17 protein-coding genes are annotated in these 24,358 nt (G+C 53.9%); 9 read left to right on the plus strand and 8 right to left on the minus strand.

Going from position 1 to position 24,358, the window contains the following annotated elements; translation table 11 throughout:
* Nucleotides 1-7: 7 nt before the first annotated feature.
* Both LC431_RS12835 and LC431_RS12840 read right to left on the minus strand, forming a co-directional pair.
* Nucleotides 8-1,855 carry an ABC transporter ATP-binding protein gene (locus tag LC431_RS12835; RefSeq protein WP_013573498.1) on the minus strand — a complete coding sequence of 616 codons (1,848 nt, stop codon included), beginning with the start codon at nt 1,853-1,855 and terminating at the stop codon, nt 8-10.
* Nucleotides 1,856-1,957: 102 nt separating this feature from the next.
* A complete protein-coding gene (locus LC431_RS12840) occupies nt 1,958-3,457 on the minus strand; it encodes an MDR family MFS transporter (RefSeq protein ID WP_223509935.1) in 1,500 nt (499 codons plus the stop codon).
* Nucleotides 3,458-3,541: 84 nt separating this feature from the next.
* Here LC431_RS12840 and LC431_RS12845 point away from each other — a divergent pair, with 84 nt between their 5' ends.
* Together LC431_RS12845 and LC431_RS12850 are read left to right on the plus strand one after the other, a co-directional pair.
* On the plus strand, nt 3,542-4,243 hold the full coding sequence (locus tag LC431_RS12845; protein WP_126124577.1) for a TetR/AcrR family transcriptional regulator: 702 nt from the start codon (nt 3,542-3,544) through the stop codon (nt 4,241-4,243).
* Between the two features lie 132 nt (nt 4,244-4,375).
* Entirely contained in the window at nt 4,376-5,590 is a 1,215-nt protein-coding gene (locus LC431_RS12850) for an MFS transporter (RefSeq protein WP_013573493.1), read from the plus strand.
* Here LC431_RS12850 and LC431_RS12855 read toward each other — a convergent pair.
* The 3 genes from LC431_RS12855 to dcp form a co-directional block, all read right to left on the minus strand.
* Nucleotides 5,562-6,314, minus strand: a complete 753-nt coding sequence (locus LC431_RS12855; protein ID WP_013573492.1) for an isocitrate lyase/phosphoenolpyruvate mutase family protein — start codon at nt 6,312-6,314, stop codon at nt 5,562-5,564. The genes LC431_RS12850 and LC431_RS12855 overlap by 29 nt on opposite strands.
* 14 nt (nt 6,315-6,328) lie before the next feature.
* Nucleotides 6,329-7,387, minus strand: coding sequence for a bifunctional transcriptional activator/DNA repair enzyme AdaA (locus LC431_RS12860; protein ID WP_013573491.1), 1,059 nt, complete (start codon nt 7,385-7,387; stop codon nt 6,329-6,331).
* Between the two features lie 137 nt (nt 7,388-7,524).
* Nucleotides 7,525-9,678, minus strand: a complete 2,154-nt coding sequence (gene dcp, locus LC431_RS12865; protein WP_223509936.1) for a peptidyl-dipeptidase Dcp — start codon at nt 9,676-9,678, stop codon at nt 7,525-7,527.
* 187 nt (nt 9,679-9,865) lie between these two features.
* On the opposite strand from dcp, the gene LC431_RS12870 reads away from it, so the two are divergent.
* Nucleotides 9,866-10,522, plus strand: coding sequence for a Qnr family pentapeptide repeat protein (locus tag LC431_RS12870; protein ID WP_013573489.1), 657 nt, complete (start codon nt 9,866-9,868; stop codon nt 10,520-10,522).
* A gap of 156 nt (nt 10,523-10,678) precedes the next feature.
* Nucleotides 10,679-11,932, plus strand: coding sequence for a putative hydroxymethylpyrimidine transporter CytX (gene cytX / locus LC431_RS12875; RefSeq protein ID WP_013573488.1), 1,254 nt, complete (start codon nt 10,679-10,681; stop codon nt 11,930-11,932).
* Between the two features lie 531 nt (nt 11,933-12,463).
* On the opposite strand, the gene ygjK is transcribed toward cytX, so the two are convergent.
* Together ygjK and ygjJ are read right to left on the minus strand one after the other, a co-directional pair.
* Nucleotides 12,464-14,845, minus strand: a complete 2,382-nt coding sequence (gene ygjK / locus LC431_RS12880; RefSeq protein WP_223509937.1) for an alpha-glucosidase — start codon at nt 14,843-14,845, stop codon at nt 12,464-12,466.
* Nucleotides 14,845-15,927 carry a protein YgjJ gene (gene ygjJ, locus LC431_RS12885; RefSeq protein ID WP_014411472.1) on the minus strand — a complete coding sequence of 361 codons (1,083 nt, stop codon included), beginning with the start codon at nt 15,925-15,927 and terminating at the stop codon, nt 14,845-14,847. Before ygjJ ends, ygjK begins: the two co-directional genes overlap by 1 nt.
* A 210-nt stretch (nt 15,928-16,137) precedes the next feature.
* Here ygjJ and ebgR point away from each other — a divergent pair, with 210 nt between their 5' ends.
* The 4 genes from ebgR (at nt 16,138) to LC431_RS12905 (ending at nt 22,312) form a co-directional block, all read left to right on the plus strand.
* Complete coding sequence (gene ebgR / locus LC431_RS12890; protein ID WP_037033902.1) at nt 16,138-17,118, plus strand: transcriptional regulator EbgR; 981 nt, start codon at nt 16,138-16,140, stop codon at nt 17,116-17,118.
* A gap of 134 nt (nt 17,119-17,252) precedes the next feature.
* Nucleotides 17,253-20,309 (plus strand): beta-galactosidase subunit alpha, encoded by a 3,057-nt coding sequence (gene ebgA / locus LC431_RS12895; protein ID WP_223509939.1) that lies wholly within the window; start codon nt 17,253-17,255, stop codon nt 20,307-20,309.
* A complete protein-coding gene (locus tag LC431_RS12900; RefSeq protein WP_112197942.1) occupies nt 20,309-20,761 on the plus strand; it encodes a beta-galactosidase subunit beta in 453 nt (150 codons plus the stop codon). Before ebgA ends, LC431_RS12900 begins: the two co-directional genes overlap by 1 nt.
* Before the next feature lie 51 nt (nt 20,762-20,812).
* Complete coding sequence (locus LC431_RS12905) at nt 20,813-22,312, plus strand: amino acid permease (RefSeq protein WP_013573482.1); 1,500 nt, start codon at nt 20,813-20,815, stop codon at nt 22,310-22,312.
* Between the two features lie 92 nt (nt 22,313-22,404).
* On the opposite strand, the gene mqo is transcribed toward LC431_RS12905, so the two are convergent.
* On the minus strand, nt 22,405-24,057 hold the full coding sequence (gene mqo, locus LC431_RS12910; RefSeq protein WP_037033785.1) for a malate dehydrogenase (quinone): 1,653 nt from the start codon (nt 24,055-24,057) through the stop codon (nt 22,405-22,407).
* Between the two features lie 50 nt (nt 24,058-24,107).
* Here mqo and LC431_RS12915 point away from each other — a divergent pair, with 50 nt between their 5' ends.
* The gene (locus LC431_RS12915) at nt 24,108-24,314 is read left to right on the plus strand and encodes a hypothetical protein (RefSeq protein WP_121020014.1); all 207 of its coding nucleotides are present in this window, start codon (nt 24,108-24,110) and stop codon (nt 24,312-24,314) included.
* Nucleotides 24,315-24,358 lie beyond the last annotated feature (44 nt).

The raw sequence follows: 24,358 nt of genomic DNA on the forward strand, positions 1-24,358 counted from the left end.
TCGGGCCCTAATCCATGCCGACAAATCCACCGGTCTGGTGTTGCCACAAGCGCGCATAAAGCCCGCCGTGCGCCAGCAGCTCGGCGTGATTGCCCGTCTCAACAATCTGCCCTTTTTCCAGCACCACCAGGCGGTCCATTTTGGCAATCGTCGATAAGCGGTGCGCAATGGCAATCACCGTTTTACCGCCCATCAGCGTCTCCAGACTTTCCTGAATAGCCGCTTCCACTTCGGAATCCAGCGCCGACGTGGCTTCATCCATGATCAGGATCGGTGCGTTTTTCAGTAATACGCGGGCAATCGCAATACGCTGACGCTGGCCGCCGGAAAGTTTGACGCCGCGCTCACCGACATGCGCATCCAGCCCGGTACGGCCCAGCGAATCATAAAGTTGCGGAATGAATTCATCGGCACGCGCCTGACGAATTGCCAGTTGCAACTCCTCTTCCGTCGCGCCCGGCCTGCCGTACAGCAGGTTGTCGCGGATGGAACGATGCAGCAGCGAGGTGTCCTGGGTAATCATACCGATTTGCGCGCGCAGGCTTTCCTGCGTGACGTCGGCAATATTTTGCTGATCAATCAGAATGCGACCGCTGTCGATGTCATACAGACGCAGCAGCAGATTCACCAGCGTGGATTTCCCCGCGCCGGAAGGCCCGATCAGGCCGATCTTCTCGCCGGGACGGATTGCCAGATCCAGATTGGGGATCACCCTGCCGCCTTCTCCGGAATTCTCTTTGCCGTAATTAAACTGAATGTGATCAAAGTGGATCGCCCCCTGATCGACTTTCAGCGCTTTCGCCTGCGGGATATCCGTTACCGTCAATGGCCGCGCAATGGTGTGCAGGCCGTCCTGCACCATGCCGATATTTTCGAAAATACCGTTCACCACCCACATGATCCAGCCGGACATATTCACAATACGAATAACCAGACCCGTCGCCAGCGCGATAGCCCCGACGCTTATCAGCGACTGGGTCCACAACCACAAGGCAAGACCGGTGGTGCTGACAATCAGCAACCCGTTCAGCGTGGTGACCGACACGTCCATGCCGGTGACCAGACGCCCTGCCAGTTGGGTTTTCTCGGTCTGTTCGCTAATCGCTTCGCGCGCGTATTTTTGCTCGAGATCGGTATGCGCAAACAGTTTCAGCGTCGTGATGTTGGTGTAACCGTCGACGATGCAGCCCATCAGTTTTGAGCGCGCTTCCGATGACTGCACCGAGCGTTGTTTCACACGCGGCACGAAATAACGCAGGCAAACGCCGTAACCGAAGATCCAGATAATCAGCGGGATCATCAGCCGCCAGTCCGCCTCGGCAAACAGGAACAGCGCACTGGCGGCGTAAATCACCACATGCCAGATGGCGTCCACCGCCTGCACCGCCGAATCGCGCAACGAGTTACCGGTCTGCATAATGCGCTGGGCAATGCGCCCGGCGAAATCGCTCTGGAAAAAGTTCAGGCTCTGTTTGAGGACATACTTATGATTCTGCCAGCGGATCATGCTGGTCATGCCGGGGCTGATAGCCTGGTGAACCAGCAAATCATGCAACCCGATAAACACCGGCCGCAGGATCATCGCCACCGCCGCCATCCATAAAAGCTCGCCCATATGGTCGGTGAAAAAACTGCCCGGCGGTGTGTCTTTGGTCAGGTCGATAATCTGGCTGAGATAGCTGAACAGCGAAACCTCAATCAGCGCACCGATCAGCCCCACCACCAGTAAAACGGCGAAACTCGGCCAGACCTGACGCAGATAATAAAGATAGAAAGGCAGAACCTGATCCGGCGGTTCAGCAGCCGGTGCCTCACGGAAGATGTCGATCATTCGCTCGAAACGGCGAAACAGCATAGCGATCCCCTTTATGATATCCCTGCCGGCGTTGCTGGTTTCCATGCCATTTCAACGCCGTAAAGGGGAAAGCTTAGTGCAAATCGCCGGGATTGCGGCCGGTTATTTCTTCAGCACCGCATCTTTTTGCAGCAGCGACAGGACAAACGCCAGCACCATCACGCACGCGGCAATCAGATACACCGAGTGCAGCGCCGAACCAAATGCCTGCAAATAATCAGCGCGGATGGCGTCCGGTAATTCCTGCACCGCCTGCGCGCTGAGTGAGCGGGGAAGCACCGTGCCTTCGGGGATCAGCGCCACCAGTTGATCACGCAGAACGTGGGTGAAAATCGCCCCAAACATTGCCACGCCGATGGAACCCCCAATCGAACGGAACAGTGTCACACCGGAGGTCGCCACGCCCATTTGTTTCATCGATACCGAGTTTTGTACCGCCAGCACCAGCACCTGCATCACCATCCCCAGGCCGAAACCGAGCACGCCGATGTAGAGATACAGCATATGTACCGGCGTACTGACTTTCAGAAAACCCAGCAGCACCATACCGGCGAAACTCAGTAAGGTGCCGATAATCGGAAAAATACGATAACGGCCAATACGGCTGATCAGACGCCCGCTGACGATCGAACTGAACAGCAATGCGCCCATCAGCGGCAGCAGTTGCATCCCCGCTTCTGACGGCGACGAGCCTTTCACCACCTGCAAATACAGCGGCAGGAAGGTCATCGACCCCATCAGTGACATGCCGATAATAAAACTGATTGCGCAACTGAGCAGGAAGGTGCGCTCGCGGAACAGACCCAGCGGAATGATCGGCTCGGCCGCCAGCGTTTCTTCATAAATAAAGCCACCAAGGGTCACCAGCCCGAACGCCAGAATGCACCACAGTTGCGGATCCGACCACTGATACACCGTGCCACCTTCGCTGGTGAACAAGATGATGCAGGTCAGCGCCGCCGCGAGATACCCCGCGCCGAGAAAATCGATTTCATGGCGGATGCGTGCAGTCTGCGATTTCAGCGCCACGCCAATCACCAGCAGGGCGAAAATCCCCAGCGGCAGATTGATGTAGAAAATCCAGCGCCAGGAAATATGCTCAACCAGAAAACCACCGATCAGCGGCCCGATGACGGTCGCCAGACCAAATACCCCGCCGAACAGCCCCTGATATTTCCCACGCTCGGACGGCGGAATGACATCGCCGACCGCCGCCATACTGACCACCATCAGCCCGCCGCCGCCCAGCCCCTGCAGGGCGCGCATCAGAATCAGCTGAGTCATGTTCTGCGCCAGTCCGCACAATACCGAACCGAGCAGGAACACGATAATCGCCGTTTGCAGCACGATTTTGCGACCGAGCAGATCACCAAACTTACCGTACAGCGGCACCACAATGGTGGAGGCCAGCAGATAAGAGGTCACCACCCACGAAAGCTGATCCAGGCCACCGAGCTCGCTGACGATAGTCGGCAGCGCGGTGGACACAATCGTCTGGTCGAGGGCGGCCAGCAGCATCACCAGCATCAGCGCGGAGAACAGCAGCTTTATCGAAGGCTTCTGTTCCGCCACCTCGCTCTGTGCCGAATTTATTGTCGTCATGAATGACATCCTGACTTGTAATTAATTAACTGTATAATTAATATTGAAGCATCAAATTCATCTGGTCAATGGATCGCCCTCCTTATGGCAGACAGAAAAATCTCAGAAACGCCAGGATCCGCACAAAAGGATCAAAACGAAGCCAACACGCCCGTGCGTCGTCCGGGTCGTCCGCGCAGTGCAAAATCCGGAGCGGATAAGCGTGAACTGCTGCTGGACGCCGCCCTGAAACTGTTTGCCCAATACGGCATCGCCGAAACGCCGCTGAGCATGATCGCCAAAGAAGCAGGCGTCACTACTGCCATGCTGCATTACTATTTCAAGACCCGCGAACAACTGCTGGACGTGATGATCGACGAACGTTTTCAGCCAGTCCGTGCCGGATTTACTGACATTTTCCAAACACATGCCGACGATCCGCTTCTGGCGATCACTAATATGGCGCAGTGCATGATTGATGCGGCAGAAAAATACCCGTGGGTGGCACCGCTGTGGGTGCGGGAAGTCATCAGCGAAAGCGGTATGCTGAAAAAACGCATGGAAGAACGTAACGGCGACAAAAACCGCAAAATCGTACAGGAATGCATTACCCGCTGGCAGGCCGAAGGAAAACTGAATCCGGATCTCAACCCGGCATTGCTGTTCATTTCCCTGTTCGGTCTGACGCTGTTCCCGATGGCCTCAATGAAAATGAGACGGGAAGGCGCGTCACCCATTTCCCCCGATATGTTGCGTAAACACGTCGCCCTTTTGCTGTTCCACGGTGTTGCGCCGCAGAAGTTATAAGCCGGGCCACGACCTGCGCGGGTTATCCCGTGCAACTCTCTTAAATCCCTCTTTTTTGTAATGAAAAATACTGTGCAGACTCCTTTATGATGTAACGAAAATGTTGCTGTTAATCAGGGAATGCCATTCAACATGAAGGGAATGCCGCCATTAATTCTTGCGCTGTTAGCCAGTTCGTTAGTACTCACTATCGGACGTGGCGTCACACTGCCGTTTATCACTATTTATCTGACTGAGCACTATCATCTGCTGCCCAAAAGCGTCGGGATCATTCTCGGTGCCAGCCTGGCAATCGGGATTCTCAGTAGTCTGTACGGCGGCTATCTGGTGGATAAATTCAATCACCGGACGCTGATTACCGTCTCCATCAGCCTGTTCGGGCTGAGCTTTTTACTGTTGCCATTTCTGCCGAATGTGACCGGCGTGCTGCTGGTACTGGCGCTGCTCAATGCCGCTTACGCCCTGCTCAGCATCACGCTCAAAGCCTGTATCGCCAGCTGGTTGCCGGTAGAAAAAAGGGTGAAGGCATTTTCGATGAATTACACGCTGGTGAATGTCGGCTGGGCAGTGGGCTCGTCGCTGGGCGTGTGGCTGGCGGGTTTCAGCCCGCTGCTGCCGTTCGTGATTTCCGGCGTACTGGCGCTCGGTACCGTGATTTCCCTGACCTGGGGATTGCGCAATATCCCGCATAAACCGCCGCAAACAGAACAGGAACAGAAACCCCTGCCAAAACCGAACCTTCGTCAGACACTGAGCATTCTGGCCCATGACCGTCGTCTGATTTACTTCACACTGGGCAGCACGCTGGGTTCGGTGGTGTTCGGGCAATTCGCCGGTTATCTCTCCCAGTACCTGATTCTGGTCTCAAACGCCGCTTTTGCGTACAAAATCATCGGCGCGGTGATGATCACCAACGCCGTGATTGTTATTACCTTCCAGTACGTATTAAGCAGCCGGATGAAACAAAACAGCCTGCTGAAATGGCTGCTTCTCGGCACGATTTTCTTCATCATCGGCCTGATCGGCTTTATGACCGCCGGACAATCGGTGTTGCTTTGGGTGATCGCGATGGCGATTTTCAGCTTTGGCGAACTGATTGTTATCCCGGTGGAATATATGTTTATCGACTTTATCGCGCCGGAAAATATGAAGGGCAGCTATTACGGCATGCAGAACCTGAGCAATCTGGGTGGCGCGATAAACCCGGTCATGTGTGGTTTTCTGCTCAGTTACACCGCCCCGCCGGTGATGTTTATCGCGCTGATTGCCGCCTCGGTTGGCGGTCTGCTGTTCTTCTGGATGGGGCACCGTCTGGCGGCTAATACAGCACAGCCGCGTGCTGTTTAAGGGTTTCCATCAGCCCGATATAAGGATGCGGGCCATAGCTTATCCGGCTGACACCCGCCGCAGTGAGATCAGCCAGCGGTGGTGTCAGGTTGCTGGCCATAATATTCACCGGCAGCGCTGATACCTCACAGAGTTCGGCAATCAGTGTCAGGTCACTCAAACCGGGGGCAAAAAAACCGCTGGCTCCCGCATCCTTATAGGCAGTCAGCCGCTTTTTAGCTTCCGCCATCAGCACCGGATGCCGCGTGGCGTCGGGTTCCTGTAAAAAGACATCGGTGCGCGCATTGATAAATAACGCCATTCCCTGATTTTCCGCCACCTGACGAAGCGAGTTCAGAATCTCGCATTGTTCACGGACGCCGTTCAGCGCGGATAATCCCATTTGCTGATCCTCAACATTAATACCCACGACACCCGCCTGCAAAAGTGCGCTCAGGTTGTCGCGGCGATCCGCACCATAACCGGTCTCGAAATCCACCGTGAGCGGCAGACTGATCACAGAGGCAATGCGTTGCACCGTCCGTAACAGGCTGGAAAAAGGCATGGCTTCGCCATCCTGATACCCCTGCGCCGCCGCACACGACCAGCTTCCGGTAGCGATGGCTTTTGCCCCCGACTGCGCCACCGCCAGCGCGCTGCCCGCATCCCAGATGTTGTATAAAATGACCGGATTGTGCTTCTGGTGAAGTTGTGAAAATGCCAGTGCCCGACTTTGCTGATTCATACCCTGCTCCTCGTTTAGCGGCTCAACGCCATTCTTCGTTCGTGTTCAATCAGCCACCGCTTGCGCCATAATCCGCCGCCGTAACCGGTCAGCGAACCATCAGCACCAATGACGCGATGACAAGGGATCAGGATTGAAATCTGGTTAGCCCCGTTGGCACGGGCGACTGCGCGGGAAGCCGTGGCCTGCCCGATATCCGCCGCCAGCGCGGAGTAACTGCGCAGTTCACCCGCCGGAATAGCCCTGAGCGCATCCCAGACTTTACGGGTAAACAATGAACCGAATTCCGCCAGTGGCGTGATAAATGTGTGCTTTTCACCCGCGAAATACGCCGCCAGTTCCAGTTCGAGCTGATCAATCAGCGGCGTTCGTCCAAAAATAATTTCAGAGGACGTCAGTTGTTTCAGCCGCTCAATTTCATTAGGTAATGCCGGACGATCAATAAACTCCAGCAGATACAGTGCGTCGTGGCTGGCGATCGACAGCATGGAACCGATCGGCGTATCCAGCCAGTCAGCCTTCAGAAACTGATGCTTTCTGGCCTGGCTCGGGTTCAGCCCGATTTGACGGGTGATCGCCGCTCGAAATCCGCTGCCGGATTCAAAACTCGCATCCAGTTGGGCATCAATTACCGGCTCTCCCCCGGCCAGCGCATCGACACCCTTGCCGATTCTGCGTAAGCGCGCCATTTCCAGAAAAGTGATGCCAAACTGTCGTTTAAAGGCGCGGCGGACGGTGGAAGGATCAACGTTCATCGCCTGCACATCGCCCTCGCTCCACTTTTTGTCTGGCTCGTTTTCCAGCGCAGCCAGCAATTTCAGCACCAGCGGGTCTTTTTCTCCGCCCTGCATCAGCGGCCGGCAGCGTTTACAGGGCCGGAATCCGGCTTCCATCGCGCTGACCATCGACGGATAAAATACCGAGTTCTCGCGCTTAGGTTTTCGTGCCGGGCAGGTCAGGCGGCAAAAAATACCGGTGCTTTTGACGCCGACAAAAGCAAAGCCGTCATAGGCCGGATCACGGGCAATCAGCGCAGCATAAAGCACATCATCGTCAGGTAAATCGAACAGCATGATTTCACTCGCAGACCGGAAACATGGGGAAAAGCATAGGGGAATTTCAGCGGGAGAAGCGACGTTTTTCGGGCGTTGATTTTAAATATTCACAGCAAGAGTGTCCGTGCCCGGCGTGATACCGGGCACGGCTATTTTTACTCCTCCAGTCCGCGGTTTTTCAGCATCGGCTCAATTGACGGAGCCTTGCCACGCCAGGTTTCGTAGAGTTTTTCCAGATCTTCGCTGTTACCGCGTGAGAGGATCTGATCACGGAATTTCTGACCGTTCTCCCGCGTCAGCCCGCCCTGCTCAGTGATACCGGCAAAGGCATCATCAGCCAGCATTTCGGTCCACAGATAGGCATAGTATCCGGCGGCATAGCCGTTACCCCAGATGTGCTGGAAATAACTGGAACGGTAGCGCGGCGGCACATACGCCAGATTCACTTTATCTTTCGCCAGCGACTCCGCTTCAAACTTATCAACATCCTGCTGCGGTGCGTCCGCGCTCAGGCTGTGCCAGTGCATATCCAGTAACGCAGCCGCCAGCAGTTCGGTCATGTCATAGCCTTTGTTGAACTTACTGGCCTTCTCGATTTTGTCCTGCAAGGCCTGCGGCATCACTTCACCGGTCTGATAATGTTTGGCGAAGTGAGTAAACACTTTCGTATCACTCGCCCAGTGCTCGTTAAACTGCGACGGGAATTCGACAAAATCACGCGGCGTCGCAGTACCGGAAAGACCCGGATATTCCTGATCGGCAAACAGGCCATGCAGCGTGTGACCAAATTCGTGGAACATAGTGATAACGTCGTCCCACGACAGCAGCGCCGGTTGCCCCGCCGCCGGTTTCTGGAAATTCGCCACGTTGTAAATCACCGGTTTCGTACCCAGCAATTTCGACTGATCGACGTAGTTGCTCATCCATGCGCCGCCGCCTTTATTATCGCGCTGATAATAATCGGCGTAGAACAGCGCCATCGATTTACCGTCTTTATCGAACACCTCAAAAACCCGCACATCAGGATTGTAAACCGGCAGGTCTTTGCGTTCTTTAAAGGTGATGCCATACAGCAAGTTAGCGGCATAAAACACGCCGTTTTCCAGCACATTATTCAGCTCGAAATAGGGTTTGATCTGCGCGTCGTCCAGATCATATTTCTCTTTGCGAACCTGCTGGGCGTAGTGCTGCCAGTCCCAGGCAGTCACTTTGAAGCCGCCCTTCTGTTTATCGATTTCTGCCTGAATATCCTGCGCTTCACGCTGCGCGCGGGCGGTCGCGGCTGGCACAATTTTGTGCATGAAATCCAGTGCAGCCTGCGGCGTTTTCGCCATCTGATCTTCCAGTTTCCACGCGGCATAACTCGGGAAACCCAGCACCTGAGCCTGCTGTGCGCGAACTTTTGCCAGCTTCGCAATCAGCTCACGGGTGTCGTTGGCATCGCCTTTTTCAGCGCGATTGATTGAGGCCTCATACAGTGCCTGGCGCGTGTCGCGGTCATCCAGTGACTGTAACAACGGCTGCTGCGTGGTGTTTTGCAACACCAGAAGCCAGGCATTATCCAGCTTGCGGTCTTTGGCGGCCTGCGCGGCTGCCGATAATTCGGCGTCACTCAGCCCGGCAAGCTGCGCTTTATCTTTCACCGTCAGCCCGCCCGCTTTGGTGGCGGCCAGCAATTTATTAGTGAACTGCGTGCTGAGCGTTGCCGCCTGTTGATTCAGCGCTTTGAGTTTGTCTTTATCCGCATCCGAAAGATTGGCACCTGACAGCTCGAAATCCTTAAAAGTCACCTCAATCAGGCGCTGTGATTCGGGGGAAATTTTCAGGCTGCTGCGCTGGTCATAGACCGCTTTCAGCCGCGCAAACAGCTTGCTGTTGAGATGAATGCTGTCATCCATCGCCGCCAGTTTTGGCGAGGTATCTTCGTCAATTTTTTGCAGCGTATCGTTGGTATTCGCGCCGGTCATCGCGCCAAAAACGTTTTGCACGCGTTGCAGCATGACGCCGGATTTTTCCAGGGCCGCATAAGTATTTTCAAAGGTTGGCGGCGCGCTGTCGCTGGCGATTTTATCGACTTCAGCCAGTTTCTGGCGGATGCCTTCGAGGATCGCCGGTTCATAATCGCTGTCTTTATAGAGATTAAATTGCGGCGCCTGATATTCCAGCGGGCTGGGTTTCAGAAATGGGTTATCGGCATTAATAGCGTGATTCATGACGTGCTCCTGAGTGGCGGGCTGTGCGGTTTCCGCAGCCCCTGCAAACTGGCTGACAGCCAGGCTGGTTGCCAAAAAGAGAGATGACAAACGCATTCCAGTCTTCCTTATCTGAGTGAGAGAAGTGCTCCGTTAAGTCATTGAGAATAGACCTCACTCAGCGATCCGGCAAAAGGCAAACGTAGGTAAATCGTGTTATTACGAGGCGGATTCCATATTTTCGATAAAACTTTTCTGTCAGGATACCGGCCTTAGCAGGGCATAAAAGATGACAGAGGTTCCGATGATCAAAGACCAGACGTTCAGTGACCAGCGTTTTAGCGTGAAGCAGTTTACCGGCGAGACACTGGAGAACTGCCGCTTTTACCGCTGCCGTTTTGACAGCACCGATCTGTCAGAAACGGCGTTCGTCGATTGTCTGTTTTACGATGATGGGGAACAAAAAGGCTGCTCTTTCCAGCATGCAAAATTGCAGGATGCCAGCTTTAAACGCTGTGATCTGACGATGGCTGATTTCAAAAACATTCAGGCACTGGGTTGTGAAATCCGTGAATGCAAAGCCACTGGCGCAGATTTCAGCGGCGCGAGTTTTATGAATATGATCACCTCGCGCACCTGGTTTTGCAGCGCCTTCATGACCAAAAATAACTTCAGCTACGCGAACTTCAGCAAAGTCATTCTGGAGAAATGCGAGTTATGGGAAAACCGCTGGACCGGCGCGAACGTGCAGGGCGCAAACTTCAGCGGCTCCGACCTTTCCGGCGGCGAATTCACCGAGTTCGACTGGAATAACGTCAACATTACCCATTGCGACCTGACGAACTCCGATCTGGGTGAGCTGAATATCCGTAAAGTCGATCTCGATGGCGTGAAAATCGACGACTGGCAGCAGAGTCATTTGCTGGAAAAATTGGGGATGATTGTGATCCATTCGAAGTGAGAGGATACGATATAAAAAACCGCTCTCTGAAGCGGCTTTTTTGTGCCTGAAATCCCCAGGCTGCCCGCCGGAAAGTGCGCTTCCCCTCCGCCCTTCATCAGAATCTCACCGCAATATGCTATAACAGACCTTCGCTTTAGCCACGAAATTAACCTCATGAAAGATAATAGTATTTATTCGCCTCAGGCGTCTGTGCCGGAAAAATCACGGGTGCTGGGCTGGTCTGATTTATTCTCGCTGTGGTTCTCGCTCGGTATGGGTCTGATGGTATTGCAGGCCGGTGCCATTCTGGCTCCGGGCCTCGGGCTGGCGGGCTCGCTGGCAGCCATTGTGTTGGGGTCTGCCGTCGGCGTTGCGCTGCTGGCACTGGTCGGGGTGATCGGCGGGCAGACGGGCATGTCGTCGATGGCGTCGCTGAGGCTCAGCCTCGGCAAACGCGGCGTGGCACTGCCGGTGCTGTTCAATCTGATCCAGTTGATCGGCTGGGGCGCGTTCGAAATTGTGGTGATGCGCGATGCGGCCAGTCTGCTGGCAAAACGCGCCTGGGGCGACGGCAGTTTTTGGGCGAATCCGACCCTCTGGACGTTTATTTTCGGCGTCGTTGCCACCTTGCTGGCGGCCAGCGGGCCGCTGGCGTTTATCCGCCTGGTACTGCGCCGCTGGGGGATCTGGCTGTTGCTGGCGAGCTGTGCGTGGCTGACCGGTTATCTGTTCCTGCACGCCGATTTATCCACACTGTGGCATAAAGCCGGGGACGGTTCGATGCCGTTCGCGCTGGCCTGCGATATTGTGGTGTCGATGGCATTTTCGTGGCTGCCACTGGTGTCGGATTACACCCGTTTCGGCAAATCTGCGCGGCAAAACTTCTGGGGAACGGCCTGCGGATATTTCCTCGGCAGCGTGTGGATGATGGCGCTCGGCGTGGCGTATACGCTGGCGTTTGTCAGCACCTCGACCGATGCCAATGCGCTGCTGCTGGCGCTTTCCGGGATCGCACTGGGTATTCCGCTGTTACTGATTCTGGTGGATGAGCATGAAAATGCCTTTGCGGATATTCACTCAGCGGCGGTGTCGGCGGGGACTTCCCTGCCGGTCAGCGTGGGTAAACTGACGCTGGGTATCGGCCTGCTGTGTACGCTGATCGCCTGGGCCGTTCCGCTGACGCAATACGAAAACTTCCTGCTGCTGATTGGCTCCGTGTTTGCGCCGCTGTTTGGTGTGGTGCTGACGCATCATTTTGTTCTGCGCAGGCAGACACAAAAAGACCTGAATATACGTTCCCTCGCAGCCTGGATTACCGGCATTGTGGTTTATCATCTGATGGCAAATCTGCTGCCGGATATCGGCGCGACAATTCCGTCGCTGCTGGTGGCGGGGCTGGTGTGCTGGGGATTAGGGCGTAAAGCCTGAGATAAAAAAACCGCCCCGAAGGGCGGTTTCTCTACTGCTACAAACCCGGGCCCGTGCTGACATTGATGTTGATATGAGAAACATTAACGTTCCATCCATCACCAGCAGTTGTCATCAAAGAACCCAGTACAACGATCAGTGCATAAATACACTTATTCATTGATGCGGCCTTTTACAACCGCGTTTCACCAATAAGCACCGGGACCGACTGGAGAAGGACAAGCAGTGTTTGGGTTGCCTGTCCGCGCGGTACTCAAGTGCTAATTTCAAGCCCGGTGACCCGTCGCTAAACGGGCAAACTAGCCCCGCGCAGATGCTACCACCAAGACCATAAAAACAATAAGGATATGTGTATAGAATTTAAACTTGCTGCCTTCCCACCCCTGGTGTAAGTTAGTGGCGTTTGGGTTGCCTGATCCCGCTTATTATTAAAGCGTGAAACTGGGTTGATTTAGCGCTAACTGAATCACCCAACAAAAAAACCGCTCTCTGAAGCGGTTTTTTTGTGCCTGAAATTCAGCCCTTACCGTCTCATTTCCCCTGGCCGAAAAAGTCGTTGTACAGCATGTAAAGATGCGCCGCACTCCATGAGAAGTTTGGTGCGCCCTGCTGCTGGCCGTTGAGCGGATTGTAGTTTTCCCGGATAGGCGCATCCGAAATCAGACCATCGGCGTGATCGAAAAAGGCCTGTGCCATTTTCACAGCATCTTCGCGGTAACCGTATTGCTCCATGCCTTTCAGGCCGAAATATAACTGATCGACCCAGACCCTGCCGCGCCAGTAAATGTCTGCACCGAACGCCGGATTGGTCAGTGCGGCGGTGCCCAGTGGCACATAGGTGTTAAATTCGCGCACATCTTTCATCACTTTCACCACGGCGTCGGCATGCGCCTGCGTCGCTGCGCCGTTAAACAACGGTGACCAGCCTTCCGGACCTTTGCCGCGTTCGACAATCGGTTTGCCCGCGCAGCCGTTGGCCAGCGGTTTGTCTTCAATGCGGATGTCATAGAAGAAGCCGCTGCGGCTGTCGAACATGCAGGTGTTGATGTATCCGGCCAGTTTGACGGCTTTCGCGCGGAAATCTGCGGCGGCTGTTTTCTTGCCCAAAATGTCGGCGATTTCGGCCATGTATTTGTTGTCGCTGTACATATAGCTGGCTTCATCGACGGATTCCTGTAACAGCGAATACCCCAGCAACGTTCCGTCATCCGAACGGTTTTCGGCGAATTTGACCTGCCAGTCCTGTTTTTTACCGCCATTTTTGATGTATTTCGTCAGCTGATCGGCATCGATAAAACCGAAGGCCGCCGCATCATCCCGCCCCGATTCCCACGAAGCCGCCACCTGCGCCGGGATTTCGATGCTGTCGTACTGACCGGATTTCACCACGCGGTCGTAGTTTTTCAGCCCGGATTCGGTCTGTTCTTTCTGCCCTTCCCTGACGGTAAACAACATCTTGCCGTCAGCGGTGTTATGCGCTTTATCGCGCGTGGCGCCATATTCCGGCACGCCGTTATGGTTGTGGTCACGGTTGTGCAGCCACCAGTCGTGATAAGCGACCAGTTTAGGGTACATCTCCGCCAGCCATTGTTTATCACCGGTCGTTTTGTAGATTTCCATCACCGACCACGCCGCCAGACTCGGTTTCGTGTTGCGCTCATTCCAGTTGGTGCCATCGCCGCCACGTTCCGGACCCGGGTTATAGGCAATCAGATCAGGTACAAAACCGGCATCCCACGGACGAACCGGATCACCGGGCGGGATCTGAAAGGCAAACACGGCGCGGATATTGTTTTTCGCCACCTCGGGATTGAAATGCGCCATCGCATACGCCTGTTTCCAGGTGTCCCACGGCCAGGTCTGATTGCCGGAGAACCAGCGGCCAGTCACCGATGGCGTCACCGAATCAAACTTCATCGCACCTGCCGCCCCGCGCCAGTTAGCGGTTAATGTTTCGATGGCTTTCACCGCCACACGTTCCTGATCTTTGGTTGCTTTCGGGTTTGTCAGACCGGCATTCAGGTAGCCTTCCCAGCGTTTTTGCGAGGCATCCAGATAAGGCTGGGGATGCGCCAGAATATCCTGGATTTTCGGCTGCTCTTTCTGAACCTCAGCGGCCGTCAGCAGATGCGAATAAGTGGTGTAAAACGTGGTGGAACCGGCGATTTTGGCTTTGCCGGTAAACTGATGGCCTGTAACCGTCATCTGCATCGGCAGGGATTTGTGGATCTGATATTCGGACTCGCCGGAGGTCATCAGGCTTGAGGCCTCGCGCACTTTGCCGAAAATCACACGCAGGCCGTCAGCAACCGGCAGGATCTGGCGCGTATACCCCGGATATTCCTGCCCGATGGTTTTATCCGATGGCGGTTTTCCTTCCTGAGCGCGGAGCTTTTCCAGCAGTTCGCCGTCCCAGACCAGTTCCAGCGGGGAATCCGTGGTGATTTTAGTTTCCAGCAAAGAAGTGCGGGACGTCGCGAAACGCAGGGTCATGTCGATGCGGATGCCGGGCGCGGTCAGCGTCTGGATAAGCGCCCCGGGAATGCTGTAAGCGGTCATGCTCAGCGCGACTTTTTTTCCGGCTTTATACACCGTCAGCCGGTCAAAGTTATCGGCCATAAAGTTGATATATTCTTCGGTCAGCAGCGCCGGTCCAGGGAATCCGCCCATACCTTGCGGGCCAGACGGCAGTAAATGCCCGTGCCAGGCACCCTCATCAAATAAAGGATTAAAACGCTGATGCTCGTCGAAATCATAATCGAGCATATATTGCGGCGCGCCGGTACGGTTAATAACGTTTTTAAACGAATCAGCCCGCAAAGTCTCGGCGTTTTCTGCCTGTGTGTGTGCAGAAATAAATAAAGCAGCACAGATAATTAAACTGAGCGGCCGGTGCGGATTAATTTTTTTCATTATGATTTTCCCCAGTAGAAATATTGCATAAGAAATACCGAGTTGCTGGCGCCGGTATTGTCATTGCTCATATAGAATTTGCTGTCTAATGCGGTCGCGAACCGGCCGCCGTAATATTCGTACCAGATACCGGCCTGTGCGTAAGACGTGGTGGTATCGAAAGTAGTATCCCGCGAATGTTCGGCATAACTGTACGCGGTGGATAAATACAGTCCGGTGACCGCTTCAACCATGGCGCTGACCATCATTCCTGATTCGTGGCCGGAATGGCTGCTGTCGCCTTTGCCGGTGTGATGCCAGACGCGCCCTGCCAGATTTTTACCCTGCAAACCCGCGAGGAATAGCTGCCCGGTGCCATCGGTCAGTTCCAGACCGTTGAGCAGCGTCAGCCCTTCCATCAGATCATATTGCGTGTAGCCGTTGACCATCGCCTGATAGGTGTATTTATCTGAATAACGGTCGTATTTTCCGAAATGCAGTAACGCCGTGCTTTCATTAACACGGCTTTGCGGTGCGGCGGTCAGGCTGTAACGGAACTTGCCGGTCAGGTTTTGCACCTTCACTGCCTGCGTTAAATCGCGGGTATTAGGGATCACGTAGCCGTATTCCGGCGTGAAATCGCCCCACCATTGCAGGTCATCCAGCGAGGAATCGTTGCGCATACTGAGGATAAATTCGGTGCCCCGATCAGTACGATAACCACCGTAAAAACGGTTTAAGCCGCCTTCGAATCCGCCCCAGCGGTGATCAGGCACCCAGGCGTTTCCGTGATGATCAGCCTGTACCGTCCAGCCTTCGCCGTAAATAAGCCCGAACCAGTTGCCGTGTTTTATTTCCAGACCACCTTCGATATAGGTTCCGTCGCTGTATTTATGCTGATCTTTGCCATTTAAATACACGCTGCCGCCGCCGCCCATTTCGCCATAAAAGCGATAAGCAGTGGCGTCGCGGCTAACCGGCGTTATTTCCGGTGGTGCTGATTCATTATGTTCGGCGGGGACAACCGGTTCCTGCGCCCGCAAATTCATTGATAAGGAAAATAATAAAAGTACTAATATTTTATTTAATGATGTGTTCTTCATCGGTATGCGCTTCTTTGTTTGGTTATTATGAACAGGAAAGCAGAAGTAAAACGCATACTAGTAAATATTTTACTAAAATATACTTAAAATTAGGTAAAGCGTTAACTCTGTCACAGTGAGATTTTGCGGGCCGGAAGGCCGGTGAGCGGTGTACATAAGGCACTGATCACATTAAGCTACGGCTTTGGTTTACCTGATGATGAGACGCTGATGGCTACTTTGAAAGAAATCGCTGAGGCCGCGAACGTATCCGTTGCGACGGTTTCACGTGTGCTCAATGACGATCCGAGCCTGAGCGTGAAAGCGCAGACCCGCCAGAAGATTTTAGAAACGGCGGAACGCCTGGAATATAAAGTCTCGCCTTCCCGCCGCAATGCCACGCAACGCATGACGTTTGCCGCATTGTTTACTTACCGGCAGGGGCTGGAAATAGACGATCCTTATTATCTTTCCATGCGCTATGGCATTGAAACACAATGCGAAAAACTGGGTATCACCCTGATTTCTGGCTATGACTTTACCGGCGAAAAAGCGCTGCCTCCGGCGGACGGTTTTCTGGTTATCGGACAACCTCAGGCCGCACTGCATACGCAGCTCGCGCAACAATCCACGCCGGTCGTTTTCATTGATGGCGTAATGGAAGACCCGCAATCTGACTGCGTTAATGTGGATTTATTTAAGATCAGCCAGAAGGTCATCGACTTCTTTATCGGTCAGGGCTATTCGCGCATCGGCTTTATCGGCGGCCGCGATCACCCTGAATTCCCGGATCAGCGCGAGCAGGCCTTTGTGGAATATGGCCGTCTGAAAAACGTCGTCCAGCCGGACGATATCTGGTACGGCAATTTCACCAGCCAGTCCGGCTATCAGTGCGCCAGGAAAATGTTGCAGCAAAATGCGCCTTATCCCCCGGCGTTGCTGATTGCCACCGATACCATTGCGCTGGGCGTGACCCGTGCGCTACTGGAACACGGCGTTAAAATCCCCGAGCAAATCGCGCTGATCAGCGTTAATGACATTCCGACAGCCCGCTTTGTGTTCCCTTCTTTATCGACCGTTCGCATCCATTCCGAAACCATGGGCGCACAGGCGGTCAACCTGCTGACCGAGCGTCTGCGCGATGAACGCACCGTGCCGCTGTCGGTATTTGTGCCGGGATCGCTGCAACTCCGGGACACCACCCGCCGGTAAAATTTAACTGCATGATCCTCAAACCGATTTTTTATTTTTTGTGATCGCCCTGACAACCAGTAAAACTTTTTAGTTATTTTTACTAAATATTTACTATCTTCTCTCCCATAGAAACACGTCTCAGGAGAGATCACGTGAATAATTGGGAAAATATCGAGAAGCAGTCGGAGAACCGTTTACCGCCACGCGCCTCCTTTTTCAGCTATGAAAATCCACAGGCGGCGCTGCGTTTCGATCGCGCAGCCAGTCACTGCTTTCAGTTGCTCAGCGGCCGCTGGCAGTTCCGCTTTTTCGAGCACCCGGCGTTAGTCCCGGATGAATTCTACAATCAGCCGATGACTGCATGGGGTCACATCACCGTCCCCGGCATGTGGCAGATGGAAGGCCACGGCCAGCTGCAATATACCGATGAAGGTTTCCCCTTCCCGATCGACGTTCCTTACGTTCCCACTAATAACCCGACCGGCGCGTATCAGCAGCGTTTTACCCTCGATGCAGCCTGGACAGGCAAACAAACGCTGATCAAATTTGACGGCGTGGAAACCTATTTCGAGGTGTATGTGAACGGGCACTACGTCGGATTCAGCAAAGGCAGCCGCCTGTACGCAGAGTTCGATATCAGCGCCAGCGTGAAACCGGGTGAAAACCTGCTGTCGGTGCGTGTTTTACAGTGGGCGGATTCAACATATATCGAAGATCAGGATATGTGGTGGATGGCGGGAATTTTCCGCGATGTGTATCTCATCGGTCAGGATCCGGTTCATCTTAACGATTTCACCGTAGTCACCACATTCGATGAAAACTACTGCGACGCCGTGCTCAACATTGATGCCGTGCTGCGTAATTTACACCAACCCGTCAGCGGTTATCGCCTGCACGCGCAGTTATTCGACGATGGCGTCTGCGTGGCACAGTTATCAGCAGATAACCTGAATATTGGCGATGAAACGCGCTGTCGCCTGGACATTCCGGTCACTCATCCGCGCCAGTGGAACGCGGAACATCCTGAGTTATATCAGCTGTTGCTGACGCTGTATGACGACACGGGACAGATGATTTCGGTGGTACCTCAGCGCGTTGGCTTTCGTGATATCGGCGTGCGTGACGGGCTGTTTTACGTCAACGGACGTTATCTCAAGCTGCACGGCGTAAACCGTCACGATCACGATCACCGCAAAGGGCGCGCGGTCGATATGGCGCGGGTGGAACGCGATATCATCCTGATGAAACAGCACAATATTAACTCGGTGCGCACCGCGCATTACCCGAATGATCCTCGCTTTTACGAGTTGTGCGATATCTACGGATTATTCGTGATGGCCGAAACGGATCTGGAAAGTCACGGTTTCGCGAACGTCGGCGATCTGAGCCGCATCTCCGACGATCCGCACTGGGAACACGCCTATGTGGAGCGTATCGGGCGTCACGTCATGGCGCAAAAAAACCACCCGTCGATCATTATGTGGTCGCTTGGCAACGAATCCGGTTATGGCTGCAATATCCGCGCCATGGCGAAACACTGTAAAGCCCTCGATCCGACACGTCTTGTTCACTACGAAGAAGATCGCGACGCCGAAGTGACCGACGTCATCAGCACCATGTATTCCCGCGTACAGATGATGAATGCGTTCGGCGAATACCCGCACGCCAAACCGCGCATCATCTGCGAATACGCGCATGCAATGGGCAACGGTCCCGGCGGATTAGCCGAATATCAGGCCGTTCTGAATCGCCATGACAGCCTCCAGGGGCATTACATCTGGGAATGGTGCGATCACGGATTGCTGGAAACCGGTGAAAACGGCCAGATGCGTTATACCTACGGCGGCGATTACGGCGATTATCCAAACAATTACAACTTCTGCATGGACGGGCTGATTTACCCCGACCAGACGCCCGGCCCCGGCCTGCGCGAATATAAACAGGTGCTGTGCCCGGTCGGCGTCAGTCTCCGCGGCGGCGCGCTGCACATCAAAAATCGTTACTGGTTCAGCTCACTGGAAGACATCACGCTGTCGCTGACCGTTCAGGTCGCCGGACGCGGCCTCGAAACCCGCGAAATTTCCCTGCCGCACCTGCAACCCGGCGAAGGCGAAACGCTGGCGCTGCCAGAATTTCCCGCCAGCGGTCAGGAGGTTTTCCTGAATGTTGGCATTCGCAAAAACAGCCCGACGGTGTACAGCGAAGCGCAACATCCGCTCGGACAGTATCAGATGCTGTTGCAGGCAGCCCGCCCGTCAGCCATGAAACCTGCGCCGCAAAAGTCCGCAACGCTGTTATGTGATGAGCAAAAACATCAGCTTATCGTCAGCGGCGAGGGCTTCCGGCTGGCATTTTCCCGTCTGGACGGCGAACTGCAAAGCTGGCAAGTGGATGACGAAGAGATCACAGGCCGTGCGCCGAAACTCAATTTCTTTAAGCCGGTCATCGACAACCATAAACAGGAGTTCGAAGGCCTCTGGCAGCCCCATCATCTGCATATCATGCAACAGCATTTCCGGCAGATGCACTGGGCGCGCCAGCAGGACGACGTCGTCATTGAAGTGCAAAGCATCATTGCGCCGCCTGTTTTCGATTTCGGTATGCGCTGCACTTATCGCTGGCAGATATCGCCTCAGGGCGTCGTCACCCTCGATTTATCCGGCTCGCCTTACGGTAATTTCGATTCAATTATCCCGAAGATCGGCCTCGATTTTGGCGTCAGCCGTCGTTTCACGCAGGTGGAGTATTACGGGCGCGGGCCGGATGAAAACTATCAGGACAGCTGTCAGGCCAATCTCATCGGCCATTATCAGCAGCCGGTGAGCCGTTTATTTGAAAATTACCCGATGCCGCAGGACAACGGTAACCGGCAGGATATCCGCTGGCTGAGTCTGTGCGATGACGCTGGAAAAGGGATTTTCATTCAGCCGCGCCAGCCGCTCAATTTCAGCCTGTGGCCATACAGTGCGCAGATGCTGCAACAGGCGCAGCATATTGATGAACTGACGCCGGACGGCTGCCTGACCCTCAATCTCGATCACAAAATTTCCGGTCTGGGCTCCAATTCCTGGGGTTCCGAAGTGCTCGATTCTTATCGCGTCTATTTCTCGGCATTCCGCTACGGCTTCACGATGGTGCCGTTCAGCCAGCATGGCACCAACAGCCAGCAGCTCGCGGAATTCACCTTTCATCCCGCGGAGGAAAACTGATGATTATTCTCGACTGTTTAACCGAATTTCAGCGGCTCTACCGTAGCGGAAAAAAATGGCAGCGCTGCATGGAAGCCATTAATAACCTGGACAATATTCGTCCCGGCGTTTTCCATTCCGTCGGCGATTCGCTGGTTTACCGGCTCGCCAGCGGCAGCGAAAAACAGCGGGCGGAATTCGAGGGTCACCGCCGTTATTTCGATGTGCATTACTACCTTGAAGGCACGGAGGAAATCGAGTTTTCTGCGAAATCTGCCCTGCACCGCGTGTCGCCTTATGACGATGAAACGGATCGCGAATTTTTTACCGGTCAGGGTGAAACGATAAAGGTACCTAAAGGCCGCGTGATCATTTTTGAAAACCACGAAGCGTACCGGTTCAGACCGGAAAAAGACGTCAGAAAAGTCATTTTAAAAGTGACCGTCGAAGAGAGTTATTTCGTTAATAAATAATAAAAAAACAAGAACCACTTACCCTATAAACATCGCAGTTGGAGAGTATTTATGGCCGGGTCCAGTCGAAATACCATAGGCAAATTTGGATTGTTATCCATGACATTTGCCGCCGTTTTTAGCTTCAATAACGTCATCAACAATAACATCCAGTTAGGCATCGCCTCGGCACCGGTATTTCTGGTGGCGACCATCATCTACTTTATTCCGTTTTGTCTGATCATCGCCGAATTTGTCTCATTGAATAAGAGTTCGGAAGCCGGTGTGTATGCCTGGGTGAAAAGTGCCCTCGGCGGCCGCTGGGCGTTTATGACCGCCTATACTTACTGGTTCGTGAATTTGTTTTTCTTCACGGCGCTGCTTCCCCGCGTTATCGCTTATGCGTCTTACGCCTTTTTAGGGCACGATTATATTTTCACGCCCTTCACGACTGCGATTATCAGCATCTGTCTGTTTGCCTTTTCCACGATGATTTCCAACAGCGGTGCGAAACTACTCGGGCCGATGACCTCCGTCACCTCGACATTAATGCTGCTGCTGACGTTCTCTTATATCGTGCTGGCGGGCGCTGCGCTGATGGGCGGCGCAGAACCGGCGGATCCGATTAATGTTCAGGCGATGACGCCGCATTTTAACTGGGCATTCTTAGGCATTATTGCGTGGATATTCCAGGCAGCAGGCGGCGCAGAATCGGTCGCGGTATACGTGAATGACGTCAAAGGCGGCAGCCGTGCTTTCGTGAAAGTCATCATTATTTCCGGGCTGGTGATCGGCGTGCTGTATTCCATCGCCTCGCTGCTGATTAACGTGTTTGTGGCCAAATCCGCGCTGCATTTTACCGGCGGCACGGTGCAGGTATTTGAAGGGTTATCCGCACACTTTGGATTACCGGCGGTGCTGATGAACCGCTTTGTCGGCGTGGTTTCCTTCACCGCCATGTTTGGCTCATTACTGATGTGGACGGCAGCGCCGGTAAAAATCTTCTTTACTGAGATTCCTAAGGGGATTTTTGGCGAGAAAACTATTCGTCTGAATAAACACGGTGTTCCGACCCGCGCGGCGTGGATCCAGTTCCTTATCGTTATCCCGCTGATGTTAATTCCGACATTAGGCTCAGACAGCGTGCAAGATTTAATGAATACGCTGATTAACATGACCGCTGCCGCGTCGATGCTGCCGCCGCTGTTTATTATGCTGGCGTACCTGAATCTGCGTCTGAAATACGACAGCGTCGAGCGCGATTTTAAGATGGGTTCCAGAATGCAGGGGATCACTATCGTCGGTACGCTGATTGTGATTTTCACCGTCGGGTTCATCGCCTCAACCTTCCCGACCGGTGCCAGTATTATCACGATTGTGTTCTATAACGTCGGCGGACTGGTATTGTTCCTCGGCTATGCCTGGTGGAAATACAATAAATATTCCAAAGGACTGGACGATAAAACCCGTTATCACGAAGACACGCCGCTGGCGAGAATTGTGCTGGAATCGCAGAATGAAACAGCGCGGGTGAAGAAAGAGAATATGGCAAAGTCACTTTCCGGGGCGTAAGACTGCGCCCTGCAAAGCGAAAATAAGGACATAAAAAAACCGCCTGAAGAGGCGGTTTTTATTTTTCTGCACCAGAACTTACAGCGCAGAACTTACAAAGCGATATCCGCAGGTTGTTTCGGCTCTTGTTTTGCCTGAACATCCAGCGGGCGCAGCTGAACCACCTCAGCCACTGGCGTGGTGATCATCGACGGCGTTTCCAGTTGCAGAATGCGGCTGGTTTCCAGCAGCTCTTTCTCGGTCGCTTCAATATTGCCATTCAGTTTGGTGCCGTAAGACGGGATGATTTCACGGAATTTGGCCTGCCATTCCGGGCTCGCGGCTTTTTCTTTAAAGACCGTTTCCAGCAGTTTCATCATGATCGGCGCTGCGGTTGACGCACCCGGTGATGCCCCCAGCAAGGCGGCGATACTGCCGTCCTTCGCGCTGACCACTTCGGTGCCGAGACGCAATACGCCGCCGTGTTTGCCATCTTTTTTGATGACCTGCACACGTTGTCCGGCCACCCAGCGTTTCCAGTCTTTCTGCTCGGCTTCGGGGAAAAATTCCTTCAGTGCGGCATGACGGTCTTCATCGCTGAGCATCACCTGCCCGACCAGATATTTCACCAGATCGAAGTTACCCATGCCGACATGCGTCATCGGCAACAGGTTGGAACTGTTCACACTGCCAAACAAATCCCACAGGGAACCGTTTTTCAGGAATTTGCTGGAGAAGGTGGCGAACGGCCCGAACAGCAGAACCTGTTTGCCATCAATAATACGGGTGTCGAGATGCGGAACGGACATCGGTGGCGCGCCCACGGCCGCTTTGCCGTAAACCTTCGCCAGATGGCGTTTCACCACATCCTGATTTTCTGTCACCAGGAATTCACCACCGACCGGGAAACCGCCGTATTCACGCGCTTCCGGAATGCCGGATTTTTGCAGCAGCGTCAGGGACGCACCGCCCGCGCCGATGAACACGAATTTCGCATTCACCACGCGATGTTTGTGGCTATGTTTCAGATCGGTAATCGTCACGCGCCAGCTTTTATCCGGATTGCGCTGGATATCGCGCACTTCCTGACCGTTTGCCAGCGTGAAATTGGATTTTTTCTGCAACGCCTCGACAAGCTGGCGGGTCACTTCGCCGAAGTTCACGTCCGTACCTGCGGTGGTGCGGGTCGCGGCAACTTTTTGCTTCGGATCACGGCCATCCATGACTGCCGGGATCCATTGTCTGATTTGTTCCGGGTCTTCCGAATATTCCATCCCGCGGAACAACGTGCTTTCCTGCAACGCAGCAAAACGTTTGCGCAGGAAATCGATATTCTCATCGCCCCAGACAAAGCTCATGTGCGGCACGCTGTTGATGAACGAGCGCGGGTTATTCAGCACGCCTTTCTGCACCTGATACGCCATAAACTGACGGGAAACCTGGAAGGCTTCGTTGATCGCCACGGCCTTGGTGATATCGACAGAACCGTCGGGCATCAGCGGGGTATAGTTCATTTCTGCCAGCGCGGAATGGCCGGTACCGGCGTTATTCCAGCCGTTGGAACTTTCCTGCGCCACGCCGTCCATGCGTTCAATCATATGGACTGACCAGTCCGGCTCGAGTTCCTGGAGATAGGTCCCCAGGGTAGCACTCATAATTCCGCCGCCGACCAGCAATACATCAACGGATTTTTCGTCTTCTGCGGCCGCAGGCTCGCTGGCACCCAGTGAGTCACGGTTGAGAAGCATACCAAGTATCTTTCTCATGACGTCTGTTTCTCTAAATGTTTAGTTCTGTTCTGTTATGAATCGTTGTTGTGACTATCGAACAAGAAATTAGCAAAAAAACACGCGGGATCGTTACTGAAACTTCATTTTTTCAAATGATGGCTACGAATATAACATTATCACTACAAAAATTAAAAAAGGATTTAACGTTTCAAAAAAACAGGCAAACGGGATACCGGACAGCGCTTCAGGCCGCGTCACCGCTGGATTTGAAGGGTTTTGCAAAGGCGTTTTAGAGGGCCTGGGGGCGGTCAAAGAACGAGCTATTCGTGCTAAATCG

The organism is Rahnella sp. GSA61A, assembly GCF_019969905.1.
Classification (GTDB): domain Bacteria; phylum Pseudomonadota; class Gammaproteobacteria; order Enterobacterales; family Enterobacteriaceae; genus Rahnella; species Rahnella aceris.

Bases quoted from the DNA above. Each gene is read 5' to 3' on its own strand.
- LC431_RS12835 (WP_013573498.1), bottom strand. From the start codon at position 1,855: ATGCTGTTTCGCCGTTTCGAGCGAATGATCGACATCTTCCGTGAGGCA.
- LC431_RS12840 (WP_223509935.1), bottom strand. From the start codon at position 3,457: ATGACGACAATAAATTCGGCACAGAGCGAGGTGGCGGAACAGAAGCCT.
- LC431_RS12845 (WP_126124577.1), top strand. From the start codon at position 3,542: ATGGCAGACAGAAAAATCTCAGAAACGCCAGGATCCGCACAAAAGGAT.
- LC431_RS12850 (WP_013573493.1), top strand. From the start codon at position 4,376: ATGAAGGGAATGCCGCCATTAATTCTTGCGCTGTTAGCCAGTTCGTTA.
- LC431_RS12855 (WP_013573492.1), bottom strand. From the start codon at position 6,314: ATGAATCAGCAAAGTCGGGCACTGGCATTTTCACAACTTCACCAGAAG.
- LC431_RS12860 (WP_013573491.1), bottom strand. From the start codon at position 7,387: ATGCTGTTCGATTTACCTGACGATGATGTGCTTTATGCTGCGCTGATT.
- dcp (WP_223509936.1), bottom strand. From the start codon at position 9,678: ATGCGTTTGTCATCTCTCTTTTTGGCAACCAGCCTGGCTGTCAGCCAG.
- LC431_RS12870 (WP_013573489.1), top strand. From the start codon at position 9,866: ATGATCAAAGACCAGACGTTCAGTGACCAGCGTTTTAGCGTGAAGCAG.
- cytX (WP_013573488.1), top strand. From the start codon at position 10,679: ATGAAAGATAATAGTATTTATTCGCCTCAGGCGTCTGTGCCGGAAAAA.
- ygjK (WP_223509937.1), bottom strand. From the start codon at position 14,845: ATGAAAAAAATTAATCCGCACCGGCCGCTCAGTTTAATTATCTGTGCT.
- ygjJ (WP_014411472.1), bottom strand. From the start codon at position 15,927: ATGAAGAACACATCATTAAATAAAATATTAGTACTTTTATTATTTTCC.
- ebgR (WP_037033902.1), top strand. From the start codon at position 16,138: ATGGCTACTTTGAAAGAAATCGCTGAGGCCGCGAACGTATCCGTTGCG.
- LC431_RS12900 (WP_112197942.1), top strand. From the start codon at position 20,309: ATGATTATTCTCGACTGTTTAACCGAATTTCAGCGGCTCTACCGTAGC.
- LC431_RS12905 (WP_013573482.1), top strand. From the start codon at position 20,813: ATGGCCGGGTCCAGTCGAAATACCATAGGCAAATTTGGATTGTTATCC.
- mqo (WP_037033785.1), bottom strand. From the start codon at position 24,057: ATGAGAAAGATACTTGGTATGCTTCTCAACCGTGACTCACTGGGTGCC.